Raw genomic sequence first — 26587 nt, 5'->3', positions numbered from 1 at the left:
GCTGTTAAAGCTTCGTTTTTTTTATTTCATTAAGAATAAACTCATTAAACTCTTCATTTCTCGGTATAAATTCACTTTTTATTGAAATATAAGATACGTCTTCTAGCTTATTCTCTAATCGCATATAGTCCTTTTCTGTAGTTAAAAGAATTTTATCATTAGAATTTACTCCTTTAAACTCATTTTCTATTTTTAAAATATCATTCTCTGTAAATTCATAATGATCTGGATATTTCAAATGTTTATAGTTTATTCCTTCTGCTGAAAGATAACTTAATAAAGAAGTAGGATTTGCTATCCCAGTTACTAACAAAACTTCTTTACTTTTTAAATCAGAAATTGTAAGCTCTATTCCTTTCCCTTTTAATTCTTCATCATAAGAAATACTTGTAAAAAACAGTTGTTGATTCTCTCTTAACTTAATTCTTTGTTTAATTTCATTTTGTTCTTCTTTTGACAAATTTTCAGGACATTTTGTTACTACAATTGCTTGTGCTCTTTTACTACCTCTTCTACTTTCTCTCAAATTTCCCGTTGGTAATATAAAGTCATCAACAAATAAATCACTATACTTGGTTAATAACACATAAGTACTCGCCTTTACTTTTCTATGTTGGTAAGCATCATCCAATAAAACTATTTCTGGCGGAGTATCTTTTTTTAGTAATTGTTGAATTCCATTAGTTCTATCTGCATCTACAGCTACTATTATTTCTTTTCCAAACTTTTTAAAAAATTGTAATGGTTCATCTCCAACATCAGCTGCTGTATGATTAGTTTTTAAAATTTGAAAGCCTTTAGTTTTTCTTTTATAACCTCTACTCAAAGTAGCTATCTTAAAATCGTTTTTTAACAACCTTATTAAATATTCAATCTGAGGAGATTTCCCAGTTCCTCCAACACTTAAGTTTCCCACTGCTATAACAGGTATGTTAAATGAGGTAGATTTTAAAATCCCAATATCAAAAAACCAATTACGTATTGAGGTAATTATATCATATAAAATTGCAAACGGAAATAATAAAAATCGAAGTAACTTCATTGTATCAAAAGTAATAAAAATCTTAACTTTGATTCAAGATATTTTATATTATGCAAATAAAAGACATTACAAACTACATTGAAGAATTAGCTCCTTTGGCTTATGCCGAGGATTTTGATAATGTAGGTTTATTAATAGGTGACTATTCTACTGAAGTTACAGGTGTATTAGTTACTTTGGATACTTTAGAAGAAATTGTAGATGAAGCAATTGCTAAAAACTGCAATTTAATTGTAAGTTTTCATCCAATTGTTTTTAGCGGATTGAAAAAAATTAATGGCAATAATTATGTAGAAAGAGTAGTTTTAAAAGCCATTCAAAATAATATTGCTATATATGCTACTCACACTGCTTTAGATAATGTAAACAATGGAGTTTCTGCTAAAATGTGCGAAGTTTTAGGTTTAGAAAATTGTAAAACTTTAATTCCTAAAAAAGGATTAATTAAAAAGTTGACTACCTATGTTCCTCTTAGCAATGCCGATCAAGTAAGAGAAGAATTATTCAAGGCAGGAGCAGGAAATATTGGCAATTATGATAAATGTTCATTTAACTTTCAAGGACAAGGGAGTTATAGAGGTAATGAAAACTCAAATCCAACTGTAGGGGAAAGAGGTGAAGAAATTTTTGAAGAAGAAACCTGTATTTCTGTAACCTTTAATAGCTTTTTAGAATCTCAAATTATACAAGCTCTTTTTAAATCTCATCCTTATGAAGAAGTTGCATACGAAGTAATCACTTTAAATAATGTAAATCAAAATATTGGTATGGGAATGGTTGGTGATTTACCAACCGAAATGAATGAAAAAGATTTTTTACTTTTTGTTAAAGATACGTTCAAAACAGGATGTGTTAGACATTCATCTATACTGAACAAGTCTATTAAAAAAGTAGCTGTTTTAGGAGGTTCAGGTAGCTTTGCTATAAAAAATGCGATCAAAGCAAAAGCAGATGCTTATATTAGTGCTGATTTTAAATATCATGAGTTTTTTAAAGCGGAAAGTAAAATATTACTTGCCGATGTTGGACATTATGAAAGTGAGCAGTTTACAAAAAACCTTTTGATTGATTATCTTAGCAAAAAATTTAGTACTTTTGCAATTATTTTAAGCGAAAAAAGTACAAATCCAATACACTATATATAACAGATGGCAAAAAAAGAAGTAACGGTAGAAGAAAAGTTAAGAGCCTTATACGATTTACAGTTAATCGATTCTAGAATTGACGAAATCAGAAACGTTCGTGGTGAATTACCTTTAGAAGTTGAAGATTTAGAAGATGAAGTTGCCGGATTGAATACTAGACTTACTAATTTAGCTGAAGATGTTAAGAATTTAGAAACTGAAATTAGCAACAAGAAATTAGCTATTGACGAGTCTAAATCATTAATTGCTAAGTACGAAGAACAACAAAAGAACGTTCGTAACAATCGTGAGTTCGATTCTTTATCAAAAGAAATTGAATATCAAGAATTAGAAATTCAATTATCTGAAAAAAGAATTAAAGAATACAAAGCAAAAATAGCTCAAAAGAATGAGGTTATTTCTGGTACTAAAGATAAATTAAAGCTACAAGAAAACCACTTATCTCATAAGAAAGGGGAACTTGATGCCATCTTAAAAGAAACAGAAAAAGAAGAGCAATTATTAAAAGAAAAGTCTGAAGAATATTCTCAGTCTATCGATGCTCACTTATTAACTGCTTATAAAAGAATTAGAAGCAAAGTAAGAAACGGATTAGCTGTTGTTGCTATTGAGCGTGGTGCTGCTGGAGGTTCTTTCTTTACAATTCCACCACAAGTACAGTTAGAGATTGCTAATCGTAAGAAAATTACAATTGATGAGCACAGTGGACGTATTTTAGTTGATGCAGCTTTAGCTCAAGAAGAAAAAGAAAAAATTGATAGCTTATTTGCTTAATTTTTATCTTTTAAAACATATTTTTAAAAGCTCTCGATATCGAGAGCTTTTTTTATTTTGCATAAAAACATTCATAACTATAAACACAAAAAAACTCGAATCATACGATTCGAGTTTTCTTTTAATTTATTCTTTAAATTAGTAATCTAATTTTTTTAAGTAATCTAATTTTGCTTGCCAAGCATCTAATTGATCTTTAAACTTCTGGATTCCTTTTCTTACATTTTGTACTAAAGGATTATCTTCTGTTGCATTCGAAATAAAGCTTAAATTATTTTCTAACTGCTGCATATCGCGAACTGTTTCATCAATTTTCTTACGAATAAAATACTGCTCACCATCTAATTTTCTATAGTCTTCTTGAGCCAAATAAGTATCAACAGTATTTTTAAACTTCATCATTTCAATATCGCTTCTACTCATATTTAGATTTCCTAAATGAGTATCAATAGCTTTATTGAACTTTTCATCTAAATGACGTGCATTTCTTGGCAAAGAACCTAATTCTCTCCATTTTGCAATACTTTCTTGAACTCCTTCTAAAGTTAAGCTTTCAGAAGCTTTAATTTGCTCTACATACTCCTTTTTAGCTTCTACAATAGCTAATTGTTCTTTATTCTGTTCGTTTTTCTGAGCATGTAATCTATCAAAGTAATAATTACAAGCATTTTTAAAACGCTTCCAAATATCGTCAGAAAACTTTCTTGGAACATGACCAATCTTTTTCCAATCAGCTTGAATACGCTTCATTGTATTCGTAGTTTCATTCCAATCTTCACTATCTTTAATACTTTCTGCTAACTCTACAAGTTCCATTTTTCTTTTTAAGTTCTCATTTTGAGCACTCTTTTCTCCTTTGTAGAATATATTCTTTGCGCTATTAAATTTCTTGGTAGCCGCTTTAAATTCTTGCCATACAGCTTCACTCTTGTTATAAGGTAATTTCCCTATATCAAAGTATTTTTTTCGTAGAGCTTCAATCTCAACAATACTTTTTTGCCAATCATTATGCGATTTGTTGTTAGATGTATCATATGCGTTAATCTCGGCAATAACTTCTAACTTCGCATCAATCATTTCTTGATACTTCGATTTTAACTCTTTAAAATACTGGTGACGTTTATCGTGAATCTTCTTAGTTGCTTCACTAAACTTAGTCCAAACTTCTTCCCTATGCTCCTTTCCTACTGGCCCTATTTCTTCTTTCCATAAACGGTGTAACTCTTGTAACTCTTTGAATGCTACATTTACATCAGCTACTTCGTTTAGAGCTTCTGCTCTTGCTATTAACTTTAATTTTTCTTCTAAATTATGCTTAAAGTCAAGTTCTCTAAAGTCTTTGTTTAAGTGTAATAAATCGTAAAAACGCTCTACATGATGATGATATGTTTTCCAAGTGTCATTGTATTTCGTTTTAGATACCGCTCCTATTGCCTTCCATCTATTTTGAATTCCTTGAAAATCATTATACATGGTTTTAGGATCAGCATTTACAATTAATTCTTTTAATTCTTCAATTAAAACATTTCTTTTTTCTAAATTTTCTTTTAATTGCTTTTCTAATTGAGAATAATAAGCGTCTCTTTTTGACTTGTATTCTCCTAACAATTTATTGTATTCAGTTTTTACTGGGCTAGAAAATTGAAAATCTATAGAGTTACCTCCTTCAGCTAAAAAAGCTTCTTTTTTCTTAGCCAATAATGCTCCAAACTTTGTATTGAAAGCATTTTTTAATGCATCTACATTTGACTTTAACTGTTGAACTTGGTAAGTTTTTAATAATTTAGTTAACTCTTCTACCAATTTCTCTAGCTCCATAGAAGCATAGTCTGGCATTGGTATTTCGTGTTTTTCATCAGCTTTTTCAGCTTCATTAGCAACTTCATTTTCTACTTCACTTACTGCACTTTCAGTCTCTTTATTTACCTTAGCACTATCTTCAACAATTGGCTGCTCTATTTTCTCTTCGTTATTTTCTAACATATCTACAATGTTTAAGTTCCTTTTATTTAGATTATAAAGATACGCATTCTTATAAAATAGCAAACTTTATTTTAAGCTAATTCAAAGTTCTACTTATTCCAAATTCTCCAAGCTTTCTCTGCTTGTTGTTCTAACATCTCTAATCCATTTTTTATAATAGCTCCTTTTTCTTTTCCTTTTTTCAAAAATGTTGTTTCTGATGGATTGTATATTAAATCGTATAATAAATGTTTTGAAGTAACATTTTCATAAGGAATATTTGGACAATCGTCTATATTTGGATAAGTTCCTAAAGGAGTACAGTTAACAATAATTTGATAAGCTTCTATTATTCCTTTAGACAAATCATTATAAGATATTTCTTTTTTCCCTTCAGGACTTCTCGATACAAATTTATATTTGATTCCTAACTCTTCCAATACATAAGCTACTGCTTTAGACGCTCCTCCTGTACCTAGAATTAAGGCCTTTTTATGATGCTTTTCTAACAATGGTTTCAACGATTTTTTAAAACCATAAACATCGGTATTAAACCCTTTTAATTTTCCTTTTTTTGAGATACGTATTGTATTAACTGCCCCTACCTTTAAAGCTTTCTTATCTATTTTATCTAAATAATTAAACACTTCCAATTTATAAGGAATAGTAACATTCATTCCTTTCAAATTGTTTTTATTTTCTTTTATTTTTTTAGGTAGTTCTTTTATTGACTGAATATCAAAATTAACATATTCATTCTCCTCTAATTTTAAGTCTTCAAACTTTTTTGTAAAATATCCTTTTGAAAATGAATATGATATATTTCTTCCTACTAAAGCGAAAAGTTTTTTATTTTCTTTTCCTCCCATAAAATTCTATAATTAAAATTAAGGCGATTCCAAACACAATATAAGCTATTGAAATCCAAGTTTCTTGAATAGTAAAGTCTGGCAAAAACCTTTCATAGTTTTCTATGATTTTATTACTGTTTCTATCCAGTAAAAACGATCCATCATCGTCTACTTTATAAATTGTTTTTTTCCAAGGCCATACTATACCAAGTGACCCAGTAATGAATCCTATAATAACAGCAGTTACTATTTGGTGCCATCTTTTTAAAACATATCCTAAAACATGTGAAATAGATACTAATCCAAAAGCTGAACCAGCTGTAAATACGGAAATAACTTTTAAATACCTAACTTTTACTTCATCTTCCAATACTTCAAAATCGCCAGACAAGAGACTTGTTATCACACTTCCTAAAGCATTTACACTATCTACTAAAAGAAGTACATAATTCCCTAATAAAATTAGAATAAATGAACCTGATAAACCAGGCAATGTCATTCCTGAAACTCCTATAATACCACAAACAAAAACAAACCAAAGATTATCGTTTTCTTTTGCTGGTGTCATAAAACTAATAGCTATTCCTATTGAAGCCCCAAAAATTAAACTTATTACATTCTTTAATCTCCAGTCATTAAAGTCTTTTGATATATAAAATATCGAACCAATAATCATCCCAAAAAACCAAGCCCAAACATAAAGTTCATAATGCTTTAAAAAATAATCTAGTATTAGAGAAACACTAAAATAACTAAACATACTTCCTAACATGACCAATGCTAAAAACTGTAAGTTAGTATATTGAGCAAAGCTTTTTAATCGTCCATTTAAAAGTAGTTTAAACGCTTTTGCATTTATTCTTTGAAAAGTAAATATAAGTTCTTCATAAAACCCCATTACAAAAGCTACCATACCTCCTGAGACACCTGGAACTTTGTTAGCCCCTCCCATAGCTAGCCCTTTTAAAAAAAGATTTACCTTTTGTATTAATGTACGTTCGTTATACATCTTTATTTTATATAAGTTCTAATATACCTTAATATTATTGTTTTTCTACAGCTAATTTTTCTAACAATAAAATTAATGAAAAACCTACAACTGCTAGAATAGTTGCATATAATACTTGAGGGTCTCCGTCAAAATTAAATGGAGATATTGATAACTCATTAAAAGGAACTTGTTCCCCATGAGAATTTGTACGGTAAGTTAGTGCTTTTTTCCATGGCCATATTTTGTTTAGAGAACCAATTATAAAACCTGTTAAAGCTGCCAACGTATAATTTTTATAATTCGCAAACAAATACTTTAACACTCTAGAAAAAGATAACAGCCCTATAATTGCTCCCAAACCTACAGCTACTATTGTTGTAATATCTCGATTATTTATTGCTGCTAAAACTGGTTTATAAGCTCCTAAAAGAACTAAAATAAATGAGCCTGAAATTCCTGGTAAAATCATTGCGCAAATTGCAATTGCTCCTGCAAAAAACATAAACAGTGTTGATGAATTTTCAGACACCATTGGATTTAATGTAGTTATATAATATGCCAAAACTGCTCCTAAGACAAGTAAGACAATAGATACTGCATTCCATTTAGTAATTTGTTTTGCAATATAAATTACACTAGCTAAGACCAACCCGAAGAAAAACGACCATAATAAAATAGGGTGATTTACTAATAACCAAGAAATTACTTTAGCTAAAGAAACTATACTTATAAAAACCCCTATAAAAAGTGATGCTAAAAAATTACCATTTAATTGTTTCCATGCTTCTTTAAAGCCTTTGCTTTTTAAAGTTTTTAAGAGACTTAAATTAACATTACTAATTGAACCTAAAAGCTCTTCGTAAATTCCTGAAATAAAGGCAATGGTTCCTCCTGAAACTCCTGGTACTACATCAGCTGCCCCCATAGCAATTCCTTTTAAAGTAATTACCATGTAATCTTTAGTTGATCTATTCATTTGTTAGTTTGGTTATTCTTCTTTTTTCTTTTTAGACTTAAATCTAATTAATTTATTCTTCTTTGGTGCAAGTATAGTATCTTTTTTAACTTCTTTTTTCTTTTTCTTCTTTTTCAACCCTAGTTTTTCTCCAAGTTCTGATAAATTATTAAAGTTTACTTGATATGAAATACCAACTCCTTGTGTATAACCTTCTTCTTCTGTTGAATATTGTACTTCGTTTTGTCTATTAAAAACATTACCTCTCAAATTCCCTTCTTCATTCAAGAGTACCTCAACTTTTACTTCTCCTACAACACTTGTTTGTGTATTTGCTCCTACTGGAACTCCTACTTTACCATTTACAAGCACTCTATCACTTAATTGAGTCGAAATAGAAACATCTACCTGATCATCAGATCTTAAATTATCTACATTACCTCTATCTCCTTGTGTATACCCTAAACCTAATTGAAATTTACTTCCCTTACTATTTAACATATTTGTTAAAATATTAGTAGCAATTTCTGATGCTGTTCCTGTTAAACCTGAAGCTGCACTATCGCCAATAGCATCTTGATTATAGAAAGTTCCAAAGGCCAATAAAAATGAAAAATGCTGCATTTTAGTATTCAAATCATTTCCATTTAAAACAAATTCTAACTCAGAAGCCACTGTTGAATTTGCATTAGGTATTTTAATATCAAACTCTTGTTTAGAGTTAAATAAACCTCCTGTAATCTTTGTATATAAATCTATAGGGATTTTTCGGTTTGAATTAATATTGTCTAGTAATTGTGCTGGGTTTGCTTTGGTTCTATAAATGGCTGTTAAATCTAATTCTGCATTATACGGATCTCCTTCCCAAGAAATAGTTCCTCCTTTTTGAACAGTAAAGGGTTTTGAAATTCCAGCATATTTGAAATTATACAATCCATTATCAACTGTAAAATTTCCAAACATATTAAACTTTCCTAATGTATTAATCTCTATTTCCAAGTTCCCTTCTCCACTTCCTCTTAATTCACTTCCAGACACTTTATCTATTACTACTTGAGCTACTGCATCTTTTGTTACTGTTAAATCAATTTTTAACTCTAAACCTTTAATATCTTTAATTTTCTTGTTCTCCTCTTCATCTTCAGGTTTCCCTGTTTTAAATCGTATTAATTTGTAATTATCTATTGTTTTTACATCACTTAACGGAATAACAAACTTGGTTCCTTTATTTGTTTTTCCATTTACTTGTATAAAAAGATTACTCGTTAATCCACTTATACTAGCGTCCCCATCTAAAAAGCCTGTTCCATAATATTGAACCTCTTCTTCCTCTTCTGTATCTAGTACTAATAAATTATCAGTATCAATTTTAAGGTCTAAAAACCAGTCTTTAAAGTTTTGGTGTGCTATACTTCCAGACAAAGTTCCTTGTGTCTGATGTTTTGTATCTTCCAGTACAATATTACTTAGCTTAAACTGATTTTTATCCAAAACAACACTTGTATTTCCTTTTAAATCAAAATCTACATTTAAATAAGGAAACTTTAGACCTGCTTCTTCAAAATTCAAAACCCCTTGAAGATCTGGATTTCTCAAAGGTCCTTTGGCTGTAAAATCTCCAGTAACTTTTCCTCTAAGTTTATTCAACACGTCTTCTCCCAAAGGGCTAAATGCAGCTATTTCATATTCCTTTAAGAATACACTCAAATCTATAATAGGCTTTTCTTTTGAAAAATCTACGCCTCCAACTGCTGAGATATTCTTAGCTTTTTCACTTATTAATGAAAGATTTACATCATATTTCTTATATGAATTGTCTCCAGTAACATTTAAGGCTAAATCTCCTTGAGAGTAATCATTAATATGGAAATTCTCTATTAATAAATTTCCTTTAGGAGCTAATAAATTATTCTCTTGTTTATAGTTTATGATTCCATTTAAATCTCCATTCAATTTTAAGCTATCAACTGGAGGTAAAAAACTAGCTAATTTTACCTTTTCAAAATTTACTTGTAAGTCTTTATACGTACTGTCTCTAACAATTCCTTTGAACTCTATTTTTTGTCCTCCTGAGCTAAAAACAAATGGACTTATATTAAAATTATTTTCTTTTAAATCAAACGCGACTTTATTCTCTTGGTTATTCTTTGGGTTTATAATCCAATCAAACCCTTTATAATTAAAAGTTGATTTCTGAATTCCTACAACAGATTTTTGTAATTCATCAATCGTATAATAAAAATCTAGATTAAAACTTTCTTTGTATTCTTTTCCTCCTTTAAAAACTGACTTAAAGAACAGGGTATCATTCTGTGTTCTATTCAGTAAATTCAGTTTTTCTATATTATAATATTGGGTATTTATTTTACCTGCTGTTAAGTGTGTATTATATAATGGATTTTTATTATCAAGTCTTAAAACTATATTTTCAATAACATTTTTATATGCTTCAATTTCAGGAGAACTAAACGTTAGCTTTAATGCATTTTTATCAGAATTAATTTTTCCTTTTAACCTTGTATTTGTACCTATTGAAATTTGAGGCAAAAACACATCAATAATTTTATTATAGATTGTAAAATCGAAATCTAAGAATTGATTTGGAGTTACTTCATGTGGACGATAGTTTGTATACACACTACCAAGTGCGTTTTGGGTAATTGGTATTAATTCTCCGAATGAAAACTTTCCTTTTAACTTTCCTTTTACTATATCTTCTGAATCTACTTCAATAGTTTTGATACTATCTTTTACTGAAGAATTTATTTCAAAACGTTTAAAAGAATAGCTCTGTTTTTGATTTGTATATATCAAATTTTTAAATGTTGCTTTCCCTATGATATCATCAAAAGTATTTCCTGAAATATTTAAGCCTACATTTCCTGTTAACATAGCAATACTATCTCTTGTAAATAGATTTGTCTTTTTTAAATCTATTTTATCAATATTTGCTACGAAATCAAATTTATTTATCGCTGAAGAGAAATCTGCAAGCCCTTCAAATTTCAATTTAAAATTATCGTCTTCTGCTTTTAATAAACCGTCAAACTTTTTATTTTGAAACTGACCGTTTACTATTAAGTCTTTATATTCATACTCATTGAAAACTAGGCTACTCACCTTACCTATTAAGGTAGTATTAATATTATCAACATTAAAACCACTACCATTTACATCAGCCTTTAACGATATTTTACCCAATACAGGATCATTAGCAAATATCCCTAAATCAAAATCTTGAAATTCAACTTCACCTACATAAGTAGCTTCATCAATGTTATCTATATTGGTTAGTAAAAGATCTGATATTGTTGTACCAATTTCTGAATTGACAGTAAGCGTAGCATCCATTTGTTCAGGAGTTACACTTAGAATTCCCTTCAATGTAAAGTTCCCTAACCTTTGAAATTCTGTTGGCAAAGTTCTTCCTAATAAATTCGGCAGTACACTTTTTAATTGATAATAATTAGAAGTAACATTATCTAAATCGGCATCAAAAACAAAACCTCTACTTGTTTTTATAGCATTTACAAAGCCCATATTACCAACAATCCTCATTCCTTTTTTAGAATGGAGTCTTACATTGTTTGCACTAAAATTATTTAACGTACCATCAATATCTCCTGTAAAATAAACAATATCATTACCACTTAACTCTTTGTATAATTTACTTAAATCTTTTACTGCTAATGCGCTCTTTGAAAACTTTGCTTTGACATTAACCTTATCATTAAAGTTTGCAAAATCTTTACGATTGTATGTTAATTTTATATCTCCTTCTATTTTCGATTTATTATCAGTTTCTAACACAGTATTATCAAACTGCATATACTTTTTGGTATAAACAAAATCGGTAGATAAATTAGATATATTAACCCCTCTATTTTCAGTAAAATTCATTTCTCTAATATTTAGAGAAACATCAGGCCCCACAATTGAGAAGTTTAATAAATCACCTCCTGCATTGTACGCTGCAAACTCTAAAGGGTCTTTTTTATTATCATCGTATAATTTAAAAGTTAGATTTCTTAATGCTATTTTATCACTATTTAAAACAAAAGGTTTAGATAAACTATCTCTTGGCTTTCCGTCTTCAAAACTGTCAATAAAAATAGATAGGTTATCATTTTTTTCACCTTTATAAGTTCGCATATTAAAATAAGCACCACTTAAAGAAGCTTCTCCTAGGTTTACATTATTTTCTATAATACGTTTTGCATTTAAAAGTGAAGTACTTAAGTTCTGAACAAAAATTAAAGTATCTTTATGATGATCTCTAATTTCTATTCCCTTTAATTGTACACTTCCCAACCAAGATAAGTCTACTCTTTTTACTACAATATCTGTATTGTACTCCTTATTAAGCCAATCTGTTGCATGCTTTGCCAATTTGCTTTGTACAAATGGAAGTGACAACAAAATTATAAGCAAGATTAAAAAAAGTAACACGTACTTTAGTATTCTCCTTAATATTTTACCCGCTTTTCTAATAATTAAACCCTTTATAAACTAACTAACAAATGTAATCAGCTAACTGCAAAAATGTTGCCTTATTTTAAAGAAATATCAATTTTAACGAAAATCTAACGCAATATCGATATTTTTGCAATCTAATTTGAACTAAATTGAATACAAAAAACATTTACATTTTAGGTATTGAGAGCTCTTGCGACGATACAAGTGCTTCAGTAATTTGTAACGGAAAAGTTTTAAGCAATGTTATTGCAAATCAAGAAGTACACGCAAAATATGGTGGTGTTGTTCCTGAATTAGCTTCAAGAGCGCATCAACAAAATATTGTTCCAGTTGTACAACAAGCTTTAGAACAAGCCAATATTACTAAACATGATTTAAATGCAATTGCTTTTACACGTGGCCCAGGGTTAATGGGATCATTATTAGTTGGAACTTCTTTCGCTAAATCCCTAGCTTTAGGTTTAAACATCCCATTAATTGATGTAAACCATATGCAAGCACATATTTTAGCTCATTTTATTGATGAAGAAGACAGTAAAATACCTCCATTCCCTTTTGTTTGTTTAACCATTAGTGGTGGTCATACACAACTTGTAAAGATTACTAATCATTTTGAAATGGAAATTCTAGGCGAAACTATTGATGATGCTGTTGGTGAAGCTTTTGATAAATCTGCTAAAATATTAGGTCTACCTTACCCCGGAGGTCCTTTAGTTGATAAATATGCGCAACTAGGAAATCCAAAAGCATTTAAATTTACCAAACCTAAAGTAGGTGATTTAGAATTTAGTTTTAGCGGTTTAAAAACTGGTATTCTTTATTTTATTAGAAAACAAGAAAAAGAAAACCCAAATTTCATTAAAGAAAACTTATATGATATTTGTGCCTCTATTCAACACACCATTATTGAAATTTTAATGGATAAATTAAAAAATACTGTAAAACAAACTGATATAAAACATATTGCTATTGCTGGAGGTGTATCTGCTAATTCAGAAATTCGTAAACGATTAACTTTAGCTGAAAAACACTGGAAATGGACCACTTACATTCCAAAGTTTGAATACACTACCGATAATGCTGCCATGATTGCTATTGCTGGGTATTTAAAATATTTAAACGGTAATTATTCAGACATTTCTGTTACAGCTCAAGCTCGTTTAAAAGTTACAGAATAATACTTTTAACACTCTAAAAAAACCTTACTAGAATCCCAAAATCTCCCTTAATGAAAAGCCTTAAAAATAGATTCCTATTTAATCTTACTTATTACCTATTGTGGGTAACTTATTTTTTATTTGCTCGTTTTTTGTTTTTATCCTATTACTTTGATAAAACATCTGATCTTGGCTTTTCCACAGCATTTAAAACTTTTGTATACGGAATTCAATTAGATTTTTCTTTTGCTGCCTATATAGCTGCTATTCCTTTTTTGATTATCATTTTTTCAATTTGGTCACCTATTAAGTACATTAAATATCTTATCAAAGGATTTACATTTCCCCTAGTTTTTATCATTAACTTATTTATGTTAATCGATATTATTCTTTATAAATCTTGGGGAGTTCGAATAGATTCTACTTTATTAAATTATATCAATACTCCTAAAATAATGATGGCCTCTGTTTCTACTTTTCAACTAGTTGGAGGTTTACTTATATGGATTCTTATTTCTTTATCTGTTGTTTATGTTTTTAATAAAGTATTAGACAAAGCAATGAACCGTTTAACAAAAGGTTCTTTTTTGGAAGCTCCTGCGCTTCTCTTATTAATAGGAACTTTAATTATTCCTATTAGAGGTGGTTTTGCTAATATTCCAATTAATCAAAGTAATGTGTATTTTTCTACTAAAATGTTTGCAAATCATGCTGCTGTAAACTTTATGTGGAATTTTGCTAACACCCTTACTCATAAAATAGATGATAAAAACCCTTATGTTCATTATAAAACTGATGTTGCTAAAAACATCATTCATAAAACTCAAAATGAATTATTAACAGGTTCAGATTCTATCTTAAAAACAAAAAAACCGAATGTTATTTTAATCATCTGGGAAAGTTTATCAGCCAAAGCAGTAGGAGCTCTTGGTGGTGAACCAGATGTTACTTCTAATCTAAATCGATTTGCTAAAGAAGGAGTTTTGTTTACTAATTTTTATGGAAATGGAGATAGAACAGATAAAGGCATACCTGCTATTTTAAGCGGTTATTATCCACAACCAACTACGAGTATTATGAAAATGCCTCGTAAGTCTCAATCGTTACCAATGCTAACAAAAGAAATGAAAAACTTAGGATACAATACTGGGTTTTATTATGGAGGAGATAGTAATTTTGGTAATATGATTACCTATTTGAGAAACGGAGAGATTGATAAAATTGTTGATGGTACTGAGTTTGATAAAGAGAACTGGAATTCTAAATGGGGTGCTCACGATCATATATTTTTAGAGCGTTTTCTTAAAGATTTATCAGATCCTAAATTAAAACAACCATTTTTCCAAGTTGCTTTAACATTAACAAGTCACGAACCATATGAATTTCCTGATACTTATAAGTTTGGAAAAGATTCTGAAGCTAACTTATATAGAAGTGCTCAAGCATATACCGATAAAGCTATTGGTAATTTTATTGATGCTGCTAAAAAACAACCGTGGTGGGATAATACACTAGTTGTTATTATGTCTGACCACGGACACCCTTTACCTGTACACAAAGGGTATTTTAATTCTTCTATACGTTTTAAAATTCCAATGGTTTGGATTGGTGGCGCTTTGGCTAAGACAGGAATTACAATTGATAATTTTAGTGGGCAAAGTGATTTTGCTTATACCTTAACTGATTTATTAGGAGGAAACCCAAAACAATTTCAGTTTGGTAAGCACATTTTTAATTCTTCTGATAACCAATACGTGCATTATGTATTTAATAAAGGATTCGGAACCGTTTCTAAAAACGGAACTTTTATTTACGATTATGTAAGTAACAAACCTGTTATTCAAGAAGGAAACTATCAAGCACTAGATTCGTTAGGAAGAGCAATTAGTCAAGAAGCTTATCAAGACTTTATAGACAGATAAAATAGTTTAAAACAAAAAATCCCAAGTTCTTTAACTTGGGATTTTTTATTTACAGTAATAATTTCTTATTGCCAGTTTTTTCTATCTTTAATAGAACATCCTATAGCACGAGTATTCGTTTTTGATGGCTTCTCTCCTTTTAATAAAGCATCAACTGCATTTTCTACAAAACGCTCAGAAACCTTAGTTTCATCACGAGAACTATCGTCAATAGCACCAATATACTCAACTATTAACTTACCCTTATTTTTATTTAATATATATACATGAGGAGTTTTGGTAGCTCCAAATGCTGGATATACTCTTTGAGCCACATCAAATAAATACGGGAATGTGAAACCTTTTTCTTTAGCTCTAACTTTCATCCCTTCAAAACTATCTCCCTTAGAAATTTTTGGATCGTTTGGATTGATAGCAATTACTGGATATCCTTTAGCTTTGTATTTCTTATCTAAAGCAATTATACGATCTTCATTTGCTACAGAATAAGGACACATATTACATGTAAATACTACTATAAACCCTTTAGCATCTTTAAAATCAGATAAAGAAACCATTTTCCCATCTACATTTTTAAGTTTAAAGTCAGAAGCAACATCTCCTACTTTATATCCTTTAGATTCGTTTACTGTAAATGCTGAGATTGCAGCCATTACAGCGAATAGTAATACTATTTTAAAAGTTTTCATAATTAATTAGTTTAAAAAGGTTTGTAATTCATTTTTTAGAGTTTCATAATGAAACGGTTGTTCGTAAAACTTTCTTTTCTTAGCGTTATAAATTAATGTTGCAGGTATAGAACCTGTCCAATTTTCAGCAATATCTTTAATCCAAAATTGTTCATTATTATCTTCAAAATGAATAACTTTAGATTGTAATTTTTTCTCTTTTATAAATGGTATTAGATTAGTTTCCAACTGCCTTGAAAAATCAAGACTTACTAAAACCACTTCAACATTTTTATCTTTGAATTCTTGATTTAACTTTTCAAATGCGGGTAATTCCTTTACGCAAGGTATACACCAAGTTGCCCAAAAATTAACCACATAAGTTTTTCCATCATTTTTATGCAATAATGGTTTTAACTGCTTATAATTTAACGTAGCAATTTTAATGTTTTCTTGCTGACTTTCAGCTGTTTTTTGCGTTTTTTTACAAGATAAAAGCACAAAAACAAGGAGTAATAAAAATCCTAATTTACGCATACTCTATTTTATTTATCTCAAAATTAAATGATTAAACTATTCAAATTTGTGAATTAACGAAACATTAACAACAAAAAACCCGAAAGAAAATCTTTCGAGTTTACATGTATTTTAAGTTACTATTATCCAAAAATATCATTCAATACTTTAGCTAAGCGTAACCCTCCTTTTTGTAATTGTTCTCTAACTATTGGAAAGTAATCATAAGAATAACGGTAACGTAATTTATCACCAGACTTTGCCGAACTATAAACTTTTTTAGTAAGCTTATGTGTATCTTTCATCCAATCTAAAACATCACCTTTTTGAATTACTTTAATTTGCTCGTTTGACAAACGTTTTGCATTATCAGCCAACTCAACATAACTCATATCCCATTTGTTAATTAAGTTCTCATCCCATACTCTGTGTAAATTAGAACCTCTACCATGCCATTGTACTTGTATAGTATTTCCACCTTTGTCTTCTTTTTGCCCAATATGCATTGGTTGGTGTAAATCACCCATCAAATGTACCAACATTTTTAAATAAAAACGTTTGTCTTCAACAGAACTATTTTCATCTCTTAAAATTTTGATACACTCTTTAATACCTGTAATTAAATCTCCTTTTGGATTTTTCTCTACATCCTCATAATTAGCATCTAATGGCATGTTTACATAATGCCAAGTATAAAACTTACCGTATTTTTTTCTATCAGATTTAATTTCATCTGCATAGGTTGATACAAAAGCTAAACTTTCTCCTTGTAATAGTTTATCAATATTTCTTTTAGCTCTTTTTGTTAAATGATTTTCTGCAATCTTTCCTGTCGCTCTATGGCCTGTCGGTCCCCAAACATCTTCATTATTAGCTATAGCTGAAACACTTATAAAAAATGCGCTAAATAGCAGTAATACCTTGACTTTCATAAATAATTTTCTATTGATTTTCCGCTAAAATATAAAAATATTTACTCTAAAATTTGGATTTAACAAAAAATTATTTATATATTTATGATATCAATTTAATATCACTTTTAAATCAAAACAAAATGAAAGAAGAGAAAATTATAAAACCCGCCAATGGATATTTAATGTTTTTTATCGTCCTAATTCTTTTTATAGGCGGTATTGTTTTAACCATTAAAAATGAACATCCTGTATATCTTTTAATGACAATCATAGGATTTATCTTAGCCTTAGGTTTCATCTTAGTAAATCCAAATTCATCAAAAGTGCTATTATTCTTTGGTAAATATGTAGGTACTGTAAAACAGAATGGATTGTTTTGGGCAAATCCTTTATACAAGAAGAAAACTATTTCTTTAAGAGCAAGCAACTTTGATAGTGAGCGTTTAAAGGTTAATGATAAACTAGGAAACCCTGTAATGATATCTACCATTTTAGTTTGGAGAGTAACTGAAACCTATAAAGCTGCTTTCGATGTAGATAATTATGAGAATTTTGTTCGTGTGCAAACTGACGCTGCAGTACGTAAACTAGCTAGTATGTATCCATATGATAATTTTGCTGATGAAGGTCATGAAGAAGACATTACATTACGTTCTAGTGTAAATGAAGTAAGTGAAGCCTTGGAAAAAGAATTAGAAGAACGTTTATCTATTGCTGGAATTGAAGTTTTAGAAGCCCGCATTGGTTATTTAGCTTATGCTCAAGAAATTGCTAGCGCCATGTTAAAAAGACAACAAGCTACTGCTATTATTGCTGCTCGTCATAAGATTGTTCAAGGTGCTGTAGATATGGTTGATATGGCTTTAGAAGAATTGAATAAAAAAGAAATCGTTGAGTTAGACGAAGAGCGAAAAGCGGCTATGGTAAGCAACTTATTAGTTATTTTATGTGGAGATAAAGAAGCTTCACCAGTATTAAACACCGGAACATTAAGTCATTAAAATATGAAAGAATACAAAGTAACCATACCTAAATTAGGTTTTAAAAATAGAGTTAAGAAATACGAAGACTTACTAAATCAACATGCTAGAGAAGGATGGATTGTGAAGCACATAGGACAAAATTCACCTATGATTATTTTCGAAAGAGATAAAAATAGATAACAATGAAAATATTTAAAGAAGAACAACGATTTATTCAGTTATGGCTAATAATACTTTTAGCCATAAGTACAACTGTACCTTTGGTTATTATTACACGAAAATATCTTAATAATAAAGTAAGTTTATATAACTTCTTAGTCCCATTAGCTTTAGTTGTTTTTGCTTCTGGATTTATCTTATTCTTTAAACTTAAAACAAGAATTGATGAACAAGGGATGCATTATCAATTTTTCCCTTTTCACTTAAAATTCAAACTCGTTAAATGGAATGAAATTAAAAAAGCCTATGTTAGAAAATACGATGCTATTTCAGAATATGGAGGCTGGGGAATAAAAAATATTTTTTGGAGAAAAAACGGTACTGCTGTTAATGTATCAGGAAATATAGGGATTCAATTAGAATTAACTAATGGTAAAAAATTACTTATTGGCACTCTCAAAGAAGAAGATGCTAAAAAAGTATTGCATACTTATAAAGAAAAAAACAATAATCATGATACGAGTTCTAAATTATACACATTATCAAACTTTACAATTTCTCCTGAATTAATAAAATCTATAGTTACATTTGCGAAATAATAATTATGGCTAAAAAGAAAGCATTTGCACTCCGTATTAATGAAGACATGCTAAAAGCAATTGAAAAGTGGGCTTCAGACGAATTTCGTTCAACGAACGGACAAATCGAATGGATGCTTATGCAAGCTCTTAAAGAAGCTAAACGAGAGCCAAAAAAGAAAGAAGAGGACTAACTTATTTCTTAATAAAAAGTTAAAAAGCTACTCAATAATATTGAGTAGTTTTCTATTTTGTACCTTTTGTGTTTTTAACTAAACCAAGCAATGAAAAAAGCATTTTCTTTTCTATTTTTATTTTTAGTCTCTACCCTATTCTCTCAAGAATTCTCAATGGATTTGGTAAAAAACATGAAACCAAGAAGCATTGGACCTGGTGGTATGAGCGGACGTGTAACTTCTATTGATGTAGTATTAAGCAACCCAGATATTATGTACGTAGGTACGGCCTCGGGTGGTATTTGGAAATCTACTTCAGGAGGTATTAAATGGCAACCCATTTTCGAAAAAGAGTTAACTGCTTCAATAGGAGCAATAGCAATTCAGCAATCAAACCCAAGTGTTATTTGGGCTGGTACTGGAGAAGGAAATCCTCGTAATAGTTTAAATGGTGGTTATGGTATTTACAAATCGTTAGACGCAGGAAAAACTTGGAAATCTATGGGATTAGAAAAAACACGTCATATACATCGTGTTATTATTGATCCTACTAACCCAAACACTGTTTATGTAGCTGCAATTGGTTCTCCTTGGGGCGAACATAAAGAACGTGGTGTTTATAAAACCACTGATGGTGGTAAAACTTGGAAACAAATTTTATATAACAATACTAAAACTGGAGCTGCCGATTTAGTAATGGATCCATCAAATCCTAATAAATTAATTGCTGCTATGTGGGAACACAAACGCGACCCTTGGTTTTTTAAATCAGGAGGTAAAGGAAGTGGTTTATACATTACACATGATGGTGGAGACAACTGGAAAAAAATAACAGACAAAGAAGGCTTCCCTAAAGGAGATTTAGGAAGAATTGGAGTTGCTATTTCAAGGAGTAACCCAAATACCATTTATGCACTAGTAGAAGCAAAGAAAAATGCTCTATATAAAAGTGAAGACGGTGGTTTTAAATGGAAAAAAATAAACGATAAAAGAGGTATTGGTAACCGTCCTTTTTATTATTCAGAAATTTATGTAGATCCTATAAATGAAAATCAATTGTATACTGTTTTCACCTATGTAAATAGCTCTATTGATGGAGGTAAAAACTTTAAACAATTAATGCCTGCTTACGGTGTTTCTAATGGAGTTCACCCAGATCATCACGCTTGGTGGATTCACCCAGAAGATGGCTCTTTCATGATTGATGGAAACGATGGAGGTTTAAACATTACTAGAGATGGAGGTAAAACATGGCGATTCATTGGAAACCTTCCTGTTGCTCAATTTTATCATATTAATGTAGACAATGAATTTCCTTATAACGTTTATGGAGGAATGCAGGACAATGGTTCTTGGAGAGGTCCTGCCTACGTATGGAAAGCACAAGGAATAAGAAATTCTTATTGGCAAGAAATTAGTTTTGGTGATGGTTTTGATGTGATTCCTGATAAAGATGATTCTCAATACGGTTGGTCTATGAGTCAGCAAGGTTTTGTATCTCGTTACGATTACAAAACTGGAAATAATCACACAGTACGACCAACACATTCTGACCCAAAAGTAAAATTACGTTTTAACTGGAATGCTGCTATTAACTTAGATCCTTTTAACAATTCAACATTATACTTTGGAAGTCAATTTGTACATAAATCAACTGATAAAGGTTTATCATGGGAAGTTATTTCTCCAGATTTAACAACTAACGATAAAAGCAAACAAAAACAAAGCGAAAGTGGTGGATTAACACTAGATGCAACTGGTGCTGAAAATCATTGTACTATTTTAGTTATTGAACCATCTCCACTAGAAAAAAACATGTTATGGGTTGGTACTGATGATGGTAATGTTCAAATAACACAAAACGGAGGCCAAACTTGGACTAATATTACAAAAAACATCAAAGGATTACCTGCTGGTAGCTGGATAGCTCAAATAAAAGCTTCTAACAAAAATAAAGGAGAAGCTTTACTTGTAGCAAATGATTATAGACGTTTTAACTATACTCCTTATGTGTATAGAACAAAAGACTATGGAAAAACTTGGGAACGAATTGTAGACAAAGACGATGTGGTTAGTTATACGCTTTCAATCGTTGAAGATCCAATTACTCCAAACCTTTTATTCTTAGGAACTGACGATGGTTTATACATATCTTTAAACGCGGGTAAAAAGTGGACTAAGTGGACAAACGGATTTCCTACGGTTTCTGTAAAAGACCTAGTAATACATCCAAGAGAACACGATTTAATCATTGGAACTTTTGGTAGAGCTGCTTGGGTTTTAGATGATATCAGACCTTTAAGAGAAATGGCTATGAATACCAATGTATTACAAAAAAACATTGTATTATTTGAACCACCTGTTGCTTACCAAGCTAGTTACCAACAACCTACAGGAAGTAGATTTGGTGCAGATGCTATTTACAATGGAGAAAACAGATCTCGTGGAGCTTTAGTAGCTTATTATGTTAACAAACCAAAGCAAGAAAAAAACGAAAACAAAAAGGATAAAAAAGCAAAAGAGTTAAAAGACAAAAAACCAACTATTAAGTGGGATTCTATTAAGTTTGAAATATTTGATGGTACACGTCTTATTAGAACTATAAAAAGAAAAGCTCCTAAAGAAAATGGTTTACAAAAAGGGACTTGGTATATGGATGAAAAAGGTGTAGCTAGACCATCTAGACGCATTCGTAAGTCTAAGAGAGAACCTAGTGGTGTTCGTGTAAAACCAGGAACTTATAGAATAAAAACAACTTTTGGTAACCAAACATCAGAACAAAATATTATCGTTAAAAGCGATCCTAGATACCCTGTACTAAAAGAAAACATTGATGAAAAGTATAGATTAAGTAAAAAGCTTGAAGGATACCAAAAATCTATTGCTCAAGCAGTAAAACAACTGGTAGAAAGTAAAAATACAGCAAAGAGTTTTAAAAGTAAATTAACTAAAAAGGACAAAAAGCTATACAAAAAGGAAATTAAGGCTTCTACTGATGTCATAAAAAAGATAGACACTCTTTTAAATGTGTATCTAGGTAAAGTAGACAAACGTCAAGGAATTGTTAGAAGTCCTGAGGTAAATGTTAATCAACGAATTGGTACTGCAAGATGGTATGTAGGTAGTAAACCTAAAATTACTAGTACAGAAATAACTTTAATTAACCAAGCAAAAGAAGCTTTACAAGATGCTTTAAACAGCACTAATAAATTTTTCAATAACGATTGGAAATCATATAGAGAGAGTACTGAAAAAATTGTAATTTCTCCATTCAAAAAAACAACAACACTTACTATAGATTAAAACCAAACTATTATGAAAAAAATAGCACTACTTTTTATTATTTCCTTATTGGCTATGGGCTGCAAGACTAAAGAAAAAGTCGATGTAGTAAAAAAAATAAAAAAATATTCCATCGAACAAATGATGGATAACGAACAAGTTGGAGGAGGAAGTTTCTCTTCTGATAATTCAAATTTATTAGTTACAAGTAATAGATCTGGAATATATAACATGTATACTGTTTCTACTTCAGATGGGAGGTTCACACCAATTACCGCTTCGGATAGTTCTTCTGTTTTTGCAACTTCCTATTTTCCAAAAGACAATAGAATGCTTTTTAGAATGGATAATAATGGTGATGAAATTTACCATATATACATGAGAAACCTAGATGGAACAATTAAAGAATTAACTCCAGAAAAAGGTGTTAGAGCAAGTTTTTATGGTTGGTCTAAAGACGAAAAGAGTTTCTTCTTTTCATCTAACAAAAGAGACAAACGTTATATGGATGTTTATGAAATGGATATAGAAAATTTTACATCCAAAATGTTATACGAAAACAAAGAAGGTTATAATGTAGTAGCAATTTCTAACAACAAAAACTTCTTTGCGCTAAGTAAAACCATTAATACTAATGACAGTGATTTATTCTTATTTGATAGAGTAAAGAATGAAACTAAAAAAATCAATAAAACGCTCAGTGGTAATTCGGCTGCTGACTTTTCTATTGATGATACAGATTTCTATTATACTACTGATGCAGATGGAGAATTCGCTAGTTTAATGAAATATAAAATTGCCACTGGAGAAACTGAAAAAGTTTTAAAAAAAGATTGGGATATTTCTGGAAGCTATTTTACTAACAGTGGGAAATACAGAGTTACTTATATAAATGAAGATGCTAAAAATGTAATTGAAGTTTATGATGTTGCTGCTGGAAAAAATATTGAATTACCTAACGTTGATGGAAAAAGTATTACTAGTGTAGGATTTTCTAGAGATGAATCTATGATGCGCTTTTATGCTGGTGGTTCACACACTCCTTCAAATTTATATGTATATGATTTAAAAACTAAAAAACAGATACAATTAACAGATGTTTTAAACAAAGAAATTAACCCTGATGATTTAGTAAATGCAAAAGTTATAAGATATCCATCTTTTGATGGAGTTACAATCCCTGCAATATATTACTTACCTCATCAAGCTAGTAAAGATCATAAAGTTCCTGCTCTTGTATGGGTTCATGGAGGTCCAGGTGGTCAATCTAGACAAAATTTTAGCTCTAGAATACAGTTTTTAGTAAATCATGGATATGCTGTTCTTGCTGTAAATAATAGAGGAAGTAGCGGTTATGGAAAAACTTTTTTCACAATGGATGATTTAAATCATGGTGAAAAAGACTTACAAGATTGTGTTGAAGGTAAAAAATGGTTAGCAAAGCAACCACAAATTGATGCTGATAAAATTGGAATCATAGGAGGTTCTTATGGTGGATATATGACAATGGCTGCTTTGACATATACTCCGGATGAGTTTGCTGTTGGTGTAAATATTTATGGAGTAACAAATTGGATGCGTACTTTAAAAAGTATTCCTTCTTGGTGGGAATCATTTAGAGAAGCTTTATATAAAGAATTAGGAAATCCTCATACGGCAGACTCTATTCGTTTAAAAAGAATTTCTCCATTATTCCATACAGATAAAGTTACTAAACCTTTAATGGTACTTCAAGGAGCAAAAGACCCTAGAGTTTTACAAATTGAATCTGATGAAATTGTTGCGGGAGTACGAAAAAATGGAGTTCCTGTTGAATATGTTTTATTTGATGATGAAGGACATGGTTTTGTAAAAAAAGAAAATCAAATCGAATCAAATAGTAGAATATTAAAATTTCTAGATAAACATCTAAAAAAAGAAAAACCTTTAGAGAATAATGAATTATAATTTTGAGAGAATCCATTATTCTAAAATCCTTTGTATTAATTACAAAGGATTTTTTATTTTCGCCTAATCAAATTTATTTTTATGAAAAAAATAGCTCTTTTATTTATTGTTTTATGTAGCTTTAAAAGTATAGCTCAATCTAATCCTGAAAAAGAACTAGGTGCTTGGTATATGTACAATGGTTCTCATCAATTATCAGAAAAATTCAGCTTAAAAACAATGGCACATTTTCGTTTTTTCGAAATTGGTGATGATATGCAACAATTTATTGGGCGATTAGGTGGAAACTATAAAATAAACAAAAATTTAAGTGCTACAATTGGTTACGCTTTTTTAAATACGGACACAACCTTTAACCTAGATGGAGGAGACTTTAACGAACACCGTATTTATGAAGATTTTAATGTAAAACATAAAATATCTAAACTAGGTTTTGCTCATAGGTTTAGAGCTGAACAACGTTTTTTCAACTCGCAAACAGGACATTTTATCCGTTACCAATTAGGCTTAAACTACCCATTATCATCAAAATGGTCTACTTATATCTATGATGAAATCTTTTTTGATTTTGATGGAGAAGCTTACAATCAGAATTGGTTAGGGTTTGGAGTTAAATACAAACTTTCGAATGCTGTAAAACTTCAAGTAGGTTACATGAATATTTCAAATGATGTAAGTCAAAGTTTTGACCGAATTCAATTAGGAGTAGCTATCAATACAAGTCACTTCAAAAAGAAATAAGCTTATTTTCATACTTTAGCAAAAAACTGATTTAAAATGAACACTCCTCTTTTTACTAATGACGCAATTGTATTTGGTATCTTAATGATTTCATTAGGTTTTGTATTTTATACTGAATCTAAAATATCTGGATTTTGGCCTAAGTTTTACAAAATTGTTCCTGGCCTTTTCATGGCATACTTTATACCTGCTATTTTTACTACTTTAGGTATTATTTCTCCAGAATGGGAAAATTCAAATGCTGCCGGAGAAGTTATTAAAGGAAAATCTCAATTATACTATGTTGCCAGTCGTTTTTTACTTCCAGCTGCTTTAGTATTAATGACATTAAGTATTGATTTAAAAGCTATTTTCAACCTAGGCTCTAAAGCTTTGATTATGTTTTTTACAGGAACTATAGGTATTGTTATTGGAGGACCTTTAGCTATTTTATTAATCTCAATATTTTCTCCAGAAACAGTTGGTGGTGCTGGTTTTGATGCTGTATGGAGAGGTTTATCTACCCTTGCTGGGAGTTGGATTGGTGGTGGAGCCAACCAAACAGCTATGTTAGAAATTTATAAATACAACCCTGCTAAATATGGAGGAATGGTTTTTGTTGATATTGTAGTTGCTAATATTTGGATGGCTATTTTATTAATTGGAATTGGTAAAAAAGATAAAATAGACAAATGGTTAAAAGCTGACACCTCAGCTATTGAGGAGCTAAAAGAAAAGGTTTCTACCTTTACTAAAGGAGTTAAAAGAAACCCTACTCTTACCGATTTTATGATTATGCTCGCTATTGCTTTTGGTACAGTAGGTTTTGGTCATTTTGCTTCTAAATTTTTAAGTACACTTTTTAGCGACTTAGTAGCTTCTATTGAATCTCAAACTTGGAGAAATGTATTCTCTTTCTTAGGTTCTGGATTCTTTTGGTTAATTAGTATTTCTACTATTGTAGCAATTATCTTATCATTTACTAAAGCTAAAAACTATGAAGGTGCTGGAGCTAGTAAACTAGGAAGTATTTTCATTTATATTTTAGTTGCTACTATTGGTATGAAAATGGATTTAACCATGATTTTTGACAATTTAGGTTTAATTGCAATTGGTTTGGTTTGGATGAGTATTCATGCTGGACTTTTAATATTGGTTGCTAAACTAATTAAAGCTCCTTATTTCTTTTTAGCAGTAGGTAGTCAAGCAAATGTTGGTGGGGCTGCTTCTGCTCCTATTGTTGCATCCGCTTTCCACCCTTCTCTAGCAACAGTTGGTGTATTATTAGCCGTATTCGGATATGCTATAGGTACAGTTGGTGCTATATTATGTACAATTTTAATGGAATTATCAGCTACATTATAAGAGA

The 26587-nt window shown here is 30.1% G+C and carries 21 protein-coding genes; 12 read left to right on the top strand and 9 right to left on the bottom strand.

The genetic code is table 11. The features are described from left to right. Positions 1–4: 4 nt before the first annotated feature. The gene (gene lpxK / locus F7018_RS13590; protein WP_150900636.1) at positions 5–1042 is read right to left on the bottom strand and encodes a tetraacyldisaccharide 4'-kinase; all 1038 of its coding nucleotides are present in this window, start codon (positions 1040–1042) and stop codon (positions 5–7) included. 50 nt (positions 1043–1092) lie between these two features. Between lpxK and F7018_RS13585 the strand changes: the two genes are divergently transcribed. Next, positions 1093–2187: a Nif3-like dinuclear metal center hexameric protein gene (locus F7018_RS13585; protein WP_150900635.1), complete on the top strand. Its 1095-nt coding sequence runs from the start codon at positions 1093–1095 to the stop codon at positions 2185–2187. A 3-nt stretch (positions 2188–2190) separates the two neighbouring features. After that, complete coding sequence (locus tag F7018_RS13580) at positions 2191–2961, top strand: zinc ribbon domain-containing protein (protein WP_150900634.1); 771 nt, start codon at positions 2191–2193, stop codon at positions 2959–2961. Positions 2962–3099: 138 nt separating this feature from the next. On the opposite strand, the gene F7018_RS13575 is transcribed toward F7018_RS13580, so the two are convergent. The 5 genes from F7018_RS13575 to F7018_RS13555 form a co-directional block, all read right to left on the bottom strand. Further along, positions 3100–4944 (bottom strand): DUF349 domain-containing protein, encoded by a 1845-nt coding sequence (locus tag F7018_RS13575; RefSeq protein ID WP_150900633.1) that lies wholly within the window; start codon positions 4942–4944, stop codon positions 3100–3102. Positions 4945–5033: 89 nt separating this feature from the next. After that, a complete protein-coding gene (locus F7018_RS13570) occupies positions 5034–5792 on the bottom strand; it encodes a shikimate dehydrogenase family protein (protein WP_150900632.1) in 759 nt (252 codons plus the stop codon). Then, entirely contained in the window at positions 5773–6783 is a 1011-nt protein-coding gene (locus F7018_RS13565; RefSeq protein ID WP_150900631.1) for a DUF368 domain-containing protein, read from the bottom strand. The genes F7018_RS13570 and F7018_RS13565 overlap by 20 nt, the downstream gene beginning before the upstream one ends. 34 nt (positions 6784–6817) lie before the next feature. After that, on the bottom strand, positions 6818–7741 hold the full coding sequence (locus F7018_RS13560) for a DUF368 domain-containing protein (protein ID WP_150900630.1): 924 nt from the start codon (positions 7739–7741) through the stop codon (positions 6818–6820). A 12-nt stretch (positions 7742–7753) separates the two neighbouring features. Next, a complete protein-coding gene (locus tag F7018_RS13555; protein WP_246175187.1) occupies positions 7754–12109 on the bottom strand; it encodes a translocation/assembly module TamB domain-containing protein in 4356 nt (1451 codons plus the stop codon). 236 nt (positions 12110–12345) lie between these two features. On the opposite strand from F7018_RS13555, the gene tsaD reads away from it, so the two are divergent. Then, the gene (tsaD, locus tag F7018_RS13550; protein WP_150900628.1) at positions 12346–13374 is read left to right on the top strand and encodes a tRNA (adenosine(37)-N6)-threonylcarbamoyltransferase complex transferase subunit TsaD; all 1029 of its coding nucleotides are present in this window, start codon (positions 12346–12348) and stop codon (positions 13372–13374) included. A gap of 50 nt (positions 13375–13424) precedes the next feature. After that, positions 13425–15275: an LTA synthase family protein gene (locus F7018_RS13545; RefSeq protein WP_175578738.1), complete on the top strand. Its 1851-nt coding sequence runs from the start codon at positions 13425–13427 to the stop codon at positions 15273–15275. A gap of 65 nt (positions 15276–15340) precedes the next feature. On the opposite strand, the gene F7018_RS13540 is transcribed toward F7018_RS13545, so the two are convergent. The 3 genes from F7018_RS13540 to F7018_RS13530 all read right to left on the bottom strand — a co-directional run bounded on the left by F7018_RS13540 (position 15341) and on the right by F7018_RS13530 (position 17391). Continuing rightward, positions 15341–15964: a thioredoxin family protein gene (locus tag F7018_RS13540; protein ID WP_150900627.1), complete on the bottom strand. Its 624-nt coding sequence runs from the start codon at positions 15962–15964 to the stop codon at positions 15341–15343. A 6-nt stretch (positions 15965–15970) separates the two neighbouring features. Continuing rightward, a complete protein-coding gene (locus tag F7018_RS13535; RefSeq protein ID WP_150900626.1) occupies positions 15971–16480 on the bottom strand; it encodes a TlpA disulfide reductase family protein in 510 nt (169 codons plus the stop codon). 122 nt (positions 16481–16602) lie between these two features. Continuing rightward, on the bottom strand, positions 16603–17391 hold the full coding sequence (locus F7018_RS13530) for a S1/P1 nuclease (RefSeq protein ID WP_150900625.1): 789 nt from the start codon (positions 17389–17391) through the stop codon (positions 16603–16605). 122 nt (positions 17392–17513) lie between these two features. On the opposite strand from F7018_RS13530, the gene F7018_RS13525 reads away from it, so the two are divergent. From F7018_RS13525 to F7018_RS13490, 8 genes are all read left to right on the top strand, one after another. After that, positions 17514–18374 (top strand): SPFH domain-containing protein, encoded by an 861-nt coding sequence (locus tag F7018_RS13525; protein WP_150900624.1) that lies wholly within the window; start codon positions 17514–17516, stop codon positions 18372–18374. A gap of 3 nt (positions 18375–18377) precedes the next feature. After that, complete coding sequence (locus tag F7018_RS13520; protein ID WP_150900623.1) at positions 18378–18536, top strand: DUF4177 domain-containing protein; 159 nt, start codon at positions 18378–18380, stop codon at positions 18534–18536. 2 nt (positions 18537–18538) lie between these two features. Continuing rightward, positions 18539–19114 (top strand): hypothetical protein, encoded by a 576-nt coding sequence (locus F7018_RS13515; protein WP_175578737.1) that lies wholly within the window; start codon positions 18539–18541, stop codon positions 19112–19114. A gap of 5 nt (positions 19115–19119) precedes the next feature. Beyond that, positions 19120–19287 (top strand): Arc family DNA-binding protein, encoded by a 168-nt coding sequence (locus F7018_RS13510; protein ID WP_150900622.1) that lies wholly within the window; start codon positions 19120–19122, stop codon positions 19285–19287. 90 nt (positions 19288–19377) lie between these two features. Beyond that, complete coding sequence (locus F7018_RS13505) at positions 19378–22572, top strand: VPS10 domain-containing protein (RefSeq protein ID WP_150900621.1); 3195 nt, start codon at positions 19378–19380, stop codon at positions 22570–22572. Positions 22573–22584: 12 nt separating this feature from the next. Then, a complete protein-coding gene (locus F7018_RS13500; RefSeq protein WP_150900620.1) occupies positions 22585–24498 on the top strand; it encodes a S9 family peptidase in 1914 nt (637 codons plus the stop codon). An 81-nt stretch (positions 24499–24579) separates the two neighbouring features. Continuing rightward, entirely contained in the window at positions 24580–25239 is a 660-nt protein-coding gene (locus tag F7018_RS13495) for a DUF2490 domain-containing protein (RefSeq protein ID WP_150900619.1), read from the top strand. A 36-nt stretch (positions 25240–25275) separates the two neighbouring features. Continuing rightward, positions 25276–26583, top strand: a complete 1308-nt coding sequence (locus F7018_RS13490) for a DUF819 family protein (protein ID WP_150900618.1) — start codon at positions 25276–25278, stop codon at positions 26581–26583. Positions 26584–26587 lie beyond the last annotated feature (4 nt).

It is taken from the genome of Tenacibaculum aiptasiae (assembly GCF_008806755.1).
GTDB lineage: Bacteria > Bacteroidota > Bacteroidia > Flavobacteriales > Flavobacteriaceae > Polaribacter > Polaribacter aiptasiae.
Note: the sequence above shows the minus strand (reverse complement) of the source record. Positions and strands in the feature narration are given on the sequence as shown.